The following is a 7212-nucleotide window of genomic DNA, read 5'->3' on the forward strand; positions in this document are numbered from 1 at the left end:
GCGCCACCGCCTGGTTCATCGCCGCCACCCTGGGGCAGTGGGCGTTCGTGGCCTTCATCGTGCTGTTCTTCGGCGGGCCGGTGCTGGACGGCGATCTGGCACCGCTGAACGCCAAGCCTCACGTCACCGGCTACGTGCCGGGCGATGTGATGGGCAACCTGCAGTTCGTCGGCCACGCGCTGCTGGCCGGGCTGGTGACCTTCGCCGGGGCGTGGCAGCTGGTGCCCGCACTGCGCCGGCGCTGGCCCACGCTGCACCGGTGGAACGGCCGGGTGTTCCTGTCGGTGGCGCTGGTGGTCACGCTGACCGGCTTCTATCTGGTCTGGGTGCGCGGCTCGCAGCTGGGGCCGGCCAGCAACCTGTCGATCTCATTGAACGGCCTGCTGATCGTGGTCTTCGCGCTATTGGCCTGGCGCAGTGCGCGGGCCAGGGATTTCGCCGCGCACCGGCGCCACGCGCTGCGCGCGTACCTGCTGGTGAACGGGGTGTGGTTCCTGCGCATCGGCATCATGCTGACCGGTCTGGTCCTGGCGCCGCTGGGCATCAAGATCGACTACACCGGCGCGCCCTTCATCCTGGTCAGTTTCGGCAGCTGGATGGTGCCGATGGCGGTGCTGGCGCTGTACTTCAGTGCGGAACGTTCGCACTGCGCGGGCATCAAGATCGCCATGGGCGCCCTGCTCTGGCTGCTCGCGCTGCTCACCCTGACAGGCAGCGCGGCGGCGATCGCTTTCATGTGGTGGCCGGTGTTGTAGGCACGCAGGAACGAAGCGCGGGCTGTCCCCTTCTCCCCGTGCAACGGGGAGAAGGAAAAGCACGCCGCACCGGTCGGGAGGGTTATGCCGGCGTGAACGCGATGCATGTACGACGTTCGGTGTCCGTCGCGGTGCGGGTGGGGCGTTGGTCCGGGTGCACGGCATGTCGCCGAAGGAGTCGCATCATGGCCGATCGTCCCCGTTTTCCCGGCACTACCCACGGCAATCCCGCGATCGACGGCGAAGTGCTGCCGCCGCCGATCGATCCGGAGCGCTTCCGCCACATCCAGCTGCTCAACGAAGCGGTGCTGGTCGCGTTCGCGGCCGCGCCCAATCCGCGCACGCCGTGGGGCTGGTCGACGCTGGCGTGGGACGTCACCCTGCCCAGCACCTTCCTGCCCGGCGTGCACGTGGAAGTGGTGCTGTTCGGCGAAGGCGAGCAGATCGTGCCGGCGCAGGGCACGCGGCCCGCGCGGCCCTACAACGAGACCCTCTACACCCTGGTGGTACGGACCCCGCTGGCGGTGCGGCAACTGGGCCAGGGGACGTTGGGCATCGACTTCGGTGCGTGCGTCGAGTTGCCGCAGCGGATCGACGTGATCCGCGACCTGATCCGCACCGAGGTGAAGCGTGCGTTCCCGTCCTCGGGCCAGGTCACGCTGCGCGGCAGTGAGATCGGCGTGGACTTCGGCATCAACAGTTTCGTCGTCGACATTCCGCTGAAGGCCGACGTGCCCCATTGGTTCGACGCCGACATCGCCATGCAACTGGGACTGGAGGTCTTCCCTGTGGACGGCCGGGTGGGCGCGCGCTACGGGTTCTCGCGCACCACGGTGTCGTTTGGCACGGCGTCTGCCATCCTCTCCGGCGGCTGTTCGGCGGCGGTGGCCAAGGCGCTGGAAGCCGCCTGCGATGGCTTCTTCGATGGCTTCATCGGCCCGGCCATCGCCGGGCAGCTGCGCAATGAAGTGCAGGCGGGCATGAACACCGCCGTGACCGAGTTCAACCGAGGCCGCTCGCCGCCCTACAAGGGGCACGACTTTGCGCTGACCGATTTCAACCTGCTGGTCCGCCTGTGTCCGGTCAGCGCGCCCCCGGCACCGTCGGACCACGGCCGCCCCGGTGGGGGCGGCGTAGGACCGGTGAACGGGTAGACGTCACCGCCCGAACAGCTTCATCGCATTGCCGCTGCGGATCTTCGCCTTCTCGTCGGTGGTCAGGTCCAGGCGCTCGAACGCCTCCACGGTGGTGTCCAGGCCGATCTGTGGATAGTCCGAGCCCAGCAGCACGTGGTCCAGGCCCACGTTGCGCAGGGTCCAGAGGAATTCCTCTTCCACCGGGGAATCGGCCACCACCAGCACGGTGGCGGAGATGTCGAAGTAGAGGTTGTCGAAGCCGAAGCCGTCGGCGGTGCGGGCCAGGGCCAGGATGTTCCAGAAGCGGAAGTTCAGGCCGCCGATGTGGGCCAGGATGAACTTCGTCTTCGGCACGCGCACCACCAGGTTGAACAGCTTCTCGCTGTCGCCGGGCAGGATGGTGGCGTTGTCCATCAGCACGGTGATGCCGAGTTCGCCGGCACGGCGCGCGAGGGCCTCCACGCGCGGGTCGGCCACGTCGAAGCCCTGGGTGTGGGCGTGGATCTTCAGCACTTTCACGCCGGCGGCGGCCACGCGGGCCAGTTCGGCCAGGGCGGCGTCGCCGTCGTAGGGGTGGACAGTGGCGATGGGCAGGACGTCGGGGTGGGCGGCGGCCAGGGCGATCACCTTGTCGTTGCCGGCGCGGATCTTGGCCAGGTCGCCCTGCCGGGCCTGGGGGGGGCCGCCGAACCACATGGCGCCGATGCCGGACAGTTGCAGGCCGGCGGCATGGACCTTGTCGCGGTATTCGCGCAGGGAGGTTTCGCCGTCACGCAGGTGGACGTGCACGTCGAACACGGGCGTGGCGGCCAGGGCGGTGGGCGGGGCCAGGCAAAGCAGCAGGAACAGCGTGCGCAGCATGCGTCGTCTCACAACAAGGGGATGGGCGCATGGTGCCATGGGCGTGCGGGCGAAGGCTCTGACCGTCGGCGGGCCGCGGCCACGCGGCTGCGACATCAGGTTGCACGGGATCGGATTCGTCGCCGTCCCGGGTCGCCCTGCCCGTCTTGGGGATGTATCGGTGTGGGGATGGACGCGCTGGGCGGTGCGGTGCGCGGGGTTCCCGGGGCTGGGCTCGGGATGCGCGCCGCCGGTTATGAGCCTTTTCGGCTGTCGCGAGGACCTTTTTGGGTCTCGCGAGGATCTTTTTGATGGAACGTTGGACCTAAGTGAGAGACGAGAGAGCCTTTTTGGTCGAACGTTGGGCCTTACTGAGAGAAGAGAGACCCTTTTTGGTGGAACGTTGGGCCTTAGTGAGAGATGAGAGACCCTTACTGTGAGAAGAAACACCCTCGGAGGGTCATGCGAGACCCTTTTCGGGTGTCGCGTGGGTGTTTGTGTGAGAAGAGAGGCGCGTCGGCGGCCATGGCAGCCGGATGCCGGGGGTCTCCAGGCATCGCAAGGCGAAAGCAGGTGGGCCAGGGCCCACCCTACGCGAACCGACCCCTGACAGCTGGCGGGCGTAGGGCGGGCACAAGCCCGCCTTACGGGTCCTGTGCATCGCTCCACGCCCCCAGCGGCCACCCTCACCGCTCTCCCCTCGCCTCCCGCGCCATCGGTTCAGCAGCCCACTCCATCGGATAGACCCCTGCCGCCACCCATCGCCGGAAAGACGAATACGGCCAATCAACCGCGCGCGCGGCATGCCCGTGCTTCACGGGATTGATATGTAGGTAGTCGACGTGACGACGCAGATCGTCTTCATCCCGGACCAGGTGCTCCCAGTAACGTCGCTGCCAGATGCCCCGCTCGCGACGGGTGATCCGCCGCGGTGAACGGCGTTCGAGGAGTGGCAGCGCACGGCTGAAACCGGATTTGATCTGCGCCCAGCGGTGGGCGTTGTCGGCGTCGCCCTCGGGCAGCCGCCACACGCAATGCAGGTGGTCGCGCAACACGACGATCGCCAGCAGATCGAACGGCCGTGTCGCCTTGGCCGCGCGGAATGCATCGCGCAGCAGGTCGATATACTCGACCAGCAGGCGACGGCGAAGCTCCAGCAGGTTCACGGTGAAGAAATAGGTGCCGCCGGGCACCCATACGCGGCGGTAATTCGACATGCTCACAGCGTGCGCGAGCGCCCACCCGACCACCGTCGCCGCAGACCGCACCCGCATGTCGGAGAAGTCCGACCCTGCGAGCCACACGCCGGTGGGCCAAGGCCCACCCTACGCCATCCACCCCACGCCCCCGTACCCCGGAAACCGCCGGCAGGCGTAGGGCGGGCTCAAGCCCGCCTTAGGGGTTGACGGCACACTCAAGGCTTCCTTGCAGGTTCAAGCCAATCTTCGGGCTCGCTGCACGATAGAGTCCGCAATAGAGCCTACGGACTTGCGCTCTACTTCCCGAACTCATTACTGTCAACCCGATCAGGGCCACCGAACTCAAAAAATGGACAAAAAACTAAACCCAGCTGACTTCAAGAAAGCTCCGCACGCAATCGACAACAACGACCTACTGCGACGGATTGCTTCGGGCGGAGCCGTCCTGTTCGCTGGGTCTGGCTTCTCCTATCGGGCACCTGCCGTATGTGGAAGTGAACTCCCAACAGCCATTGGTTTAGCACGTGACATAGGAAGAATGGGAGGCTTCGATTCTGATGACGACTTGAGATATGCGTCAGATAGATTTCTCAATGAAAACAACCCTGACTCGTTAGTTCAGTACTTAGTGGAACAGTTCTCAGTTGGAGAACCCCAGCCACACCATATAACCATAGCATCACAAGATTGGCGTCGAATTTACACGACAAACTATGATCTTCTTGTAGAGAAATCTGCAGAAAAGATGGGTAAAGTAATTCAGCCCGTAGAAGTATCAATGAGTCCGGGAGACCATTGGCAGAAACATGGCATCTGCGTACATATCAATGGATCTATTCGCAGCCTTACTGCAGATACGATCAACACATCATTCAAGCTTTCCAACTCATCGTATCTTTCGCCGGAATCTTTTGCGAATTCAGAATGGGGATTCCCATTCAAACGGGATTTAGAGCTCGCATCCGCAATTGTGTTCGTTGGCTATTCGCTATACGACATAGAAGTTCAAAAGATTCTGTTCCAGGCTCCCGAACTAAAAGAAAAGACTTATTTTGTTTGTCGCGAAGATGAGCCAGAGAAGCAGAAATACATTCTAGAGAGATACGGGCATGTCCTAACTATTGGCGCCGAGCAATTTGCAGCCATAATTGGTTCATCACTATCAAAGTTCAAGCGTGCATCAGATGAGACAGAACCAAAGTTATTTGTCAGATACGAGATTGAGAAAACCCTCACTGCCAGCAGAGATTCCGACGTTGATCGGATGCTACTCTACGGAGATATTCCCGACTCTTTAGTTGACAGCTCACTAACTTCCGATCACGGCGCTCCAATACTAATAATTAGGGACGAAATTCATGGCGCCGAGAAAATTCTTGAATCCGGAAAAAGCGTCGTCGTAACAAGTGATTTTGGAAATGGAAAATCAATATTTTGTAGAACGTTAAAATCATCATTATCCTTGAAAGGGTTCCCCGTATATTCCCTCGAGGAAAATGACCCTTTCCAGTTTTCTGACATAGAAATATTGGCGAAGCAGAACAGCCCATGCTTTCTTTTTATCGACGATTATGAGCTTTTTCTACCCCTTGTTCAGCATTATTGTGCAATCGCACCCAATCACCTCAGGCTAGTTTTGTCGGCGCGAACCGCAGTTCTGGAGAGAACCAGAAAATCACTTATCGAAAATGGACTTAGTTTTTCTGAGATCTCGGTGGACCAGCTTTCGGACTTGGAAGCTGAACGACTAGTAGCAATATTTGACAACGCTGGCTTGTGGGGCGAGCAGGCATCCCTTCCGCACGAGCGAAAAATCGCACTCATAACCTCAAAGAACAGAAGGCAGCTGTCGCTAACGCTTCTTGACCAGCTTGAATCACCTCAGATTCTTGGGAGAGTTACTGATCTTTTGACAACGCTCCTGGCCAACAATGACCATAAAGCGACAGTGTTTGCTATAACCTTGCTTGAGGTCGTCGGATCCCCACTCAGAGCAAGCCTTATATCAGAAGTCGCTCTTAACGACTCCATCTACTCTCCAGAACTTCGCCTAAATCAGAGTTTCAGAGAACTTTTTCATATAAACGGAAGTTCAGTATCTACGAAATCAAGCCTTTTCGCGCTCTCCATACTGAGAAACCAGTTTAGTTCTGCCTATGCTGTAGACAGGCTACTAAGAATCGTTGATTCCTTTGAGCGCGAGAGATCAAACATTAGAGAGAAGCAGTTGATATTCAAGAATCTACTAAGATTCTCTGTGATAGAGAGGCTTCTCCCGGAAAAGAATAAGAAAGTCAACCTCGTTAGGTATTACGAAGAACTGAAAAGACACTCAGAATGGCTAACAAGGGACCCACATTTTTGGCTGCAGTATGCGATGACCCAGATTAATTTCGAAGAATTCAGCATTGCTCAGAAGTACCTGAATCAGGCCTACGCCTTGGCCCGCACTCGACACAACTATCATACTGCTCAGTTTGATACCCAACAGGCGCGGATGTGGCTCCAAATGGGCGCCAACCATGAAGATCAAAGCGAGGCATTTAAACTCTTCGAAAGTGCCCACAATTTGCTTAGAAGTGTAGCTAGCGACCTACATAAGTTTTGGCAGTACGCAAGATACCCGACGTTTTATAATGCCCAGTATGGAAAGCTATCAAAAGGAAACAGAGCTGCTTTCGAGCAAGCATGCAAGAGTGCAATTTCTGACATTCATAGAGCGGTTCTAAGCAATGAGCTTCCATTTCTTGAAGTTAGTAGGTCGAATCAGATCCGGGAGCAGCTAGTTGCCATTGTTGATGAGATTGCAAATTCGCGAAAGAATGGCTGAAGCCACATCGCACCAATTATTTCTTCTTCCGATCTCGCCATAATTGGTGGCGAGATCGGCATTCAATCTTTGATGTCGATTTGATTTACTGAGTCTTTGATGAAATCTGCCGTCCCTGACGCCCCCACCCCCATCCCCACATGAGCGACGCCCCAAGCCGCACGCGCGCGGCGTCGCTGAGTCCGCTGGACAGGGAAGACCGCTACATCAAACGGAACGAGCGCAGCATCGCCTCGCTGGTGAGCCTGCTGGTGCACCTGCTGTTCGTGCTGGCCCTGCTGTACTCCTCCAAGCTGGAACTGGCCCAGACCGAGAGCAGCAGCAGCGGCGGCGCCCGCGTCAAGGTCGACTTCCTGGGCGACGCCACCCAGGACGACACCCAACCGCCCGTGCCCCCGACCGGCGCCCGGAACCCCAGCGCCTGTCTCTTATAAACATCACAGAGCCCACGA

6 protein-coding genes are annotated in these 7212 nt (G+C 59.3%); 4 read left to right on the top strand and 2 right to left on the bottom strand.

All coding sequences use genetic code 11. From position 1 onward, the window contains the following. Together CSC76_RS18420 and CSC76_RS18425 are read left to right on the top strand one after the other, a co-directional pair. Positions 1-755 (top strand): DUF2306 domain-containing protein (locus CSC76_RS18420; RefSeq protein WP_162111413.1); only part of this gene is annotated, 755 nt, incomplete at its 5' end. A 185-nt stretch (positions 756-940) separates the two neighbouring features. Then, complete coding sequence (locus CSC76_RS18425) at positions 941-1909, top strand: hypothetical protein (RefSeq protein ID WP_162111414.1); 969 nt, start codon at positions 941-943, stop codon at positions 1907-1909. Between the two features lie 3 nt (positions 1910-1912). On the opposite strand, the gene CSC76_RS18430 is transcribed toward CSC76_RS18425, so the two are convergent. Both CSC76_RS18430 and CSC76_RS18435 read right to left on the bottom strand, forming a co-directional pair. Next, entirely contained in the window at positions 1913-2752 is an 840-nt protein-coding gene (locus CSC76_RS18430) for an amidohydrolase family protein (RefSeq protein WP_202923571.1), read from the bottom strand. 665 nt (positions 2753-3417) lie between these two features. After that, on the bottom strand, positions 3418-3948 hold the full coding sequence (locus tag CSC76_RS18435; RefSeq protein ID WP_162111415.1) for an REP-associated tyrosine transposase: 531 nt from the start codon (positions 3946-3948) through the stop codon (positions 3418-3420). Positions 3949-4279: 331 nt separating this feature from the next. Between CSC76_RS18435 and CSC76_RS18440 the strand changes: the two genes are divergently transcribed. Beyond that, positions 4280-6760, top strand: a complete 2481-nt coding sequence (locus CSC76_RS18440) for an SIR2 family protein (RefSeq protein ID WP_162111416.1) — start codon at positions 4280-4282, stop codon at positions 6758-6760. Positions 6761-6900: 140 nt separating this feature from the next. Beyond that, positions 6901-7194 (top strand): hypothetical protein, encoded by a 294-nt coding sequence (locus CSC76_RS18445; RefSeq protein WP_162111417.1) that lies wholly within the window; start codon positions 6901-6903, stop codon positions 7192-7194. The last annotated feature ends 18 nt before the right edge of the window (positions 7195-7212 follow it).

The organism is Pseudoxanthomonas mexicana (assembly GCF_010093385.1).
GTDB classification, from domain to species: domain Bacteria; phylum Pseudomonadota; class Gammaproteobacteria; order Xanthomonadales; family Xanthomonadaceae; genus Pseudoxanthomonas_A; species Pseudoxanthomonas_A mexicana.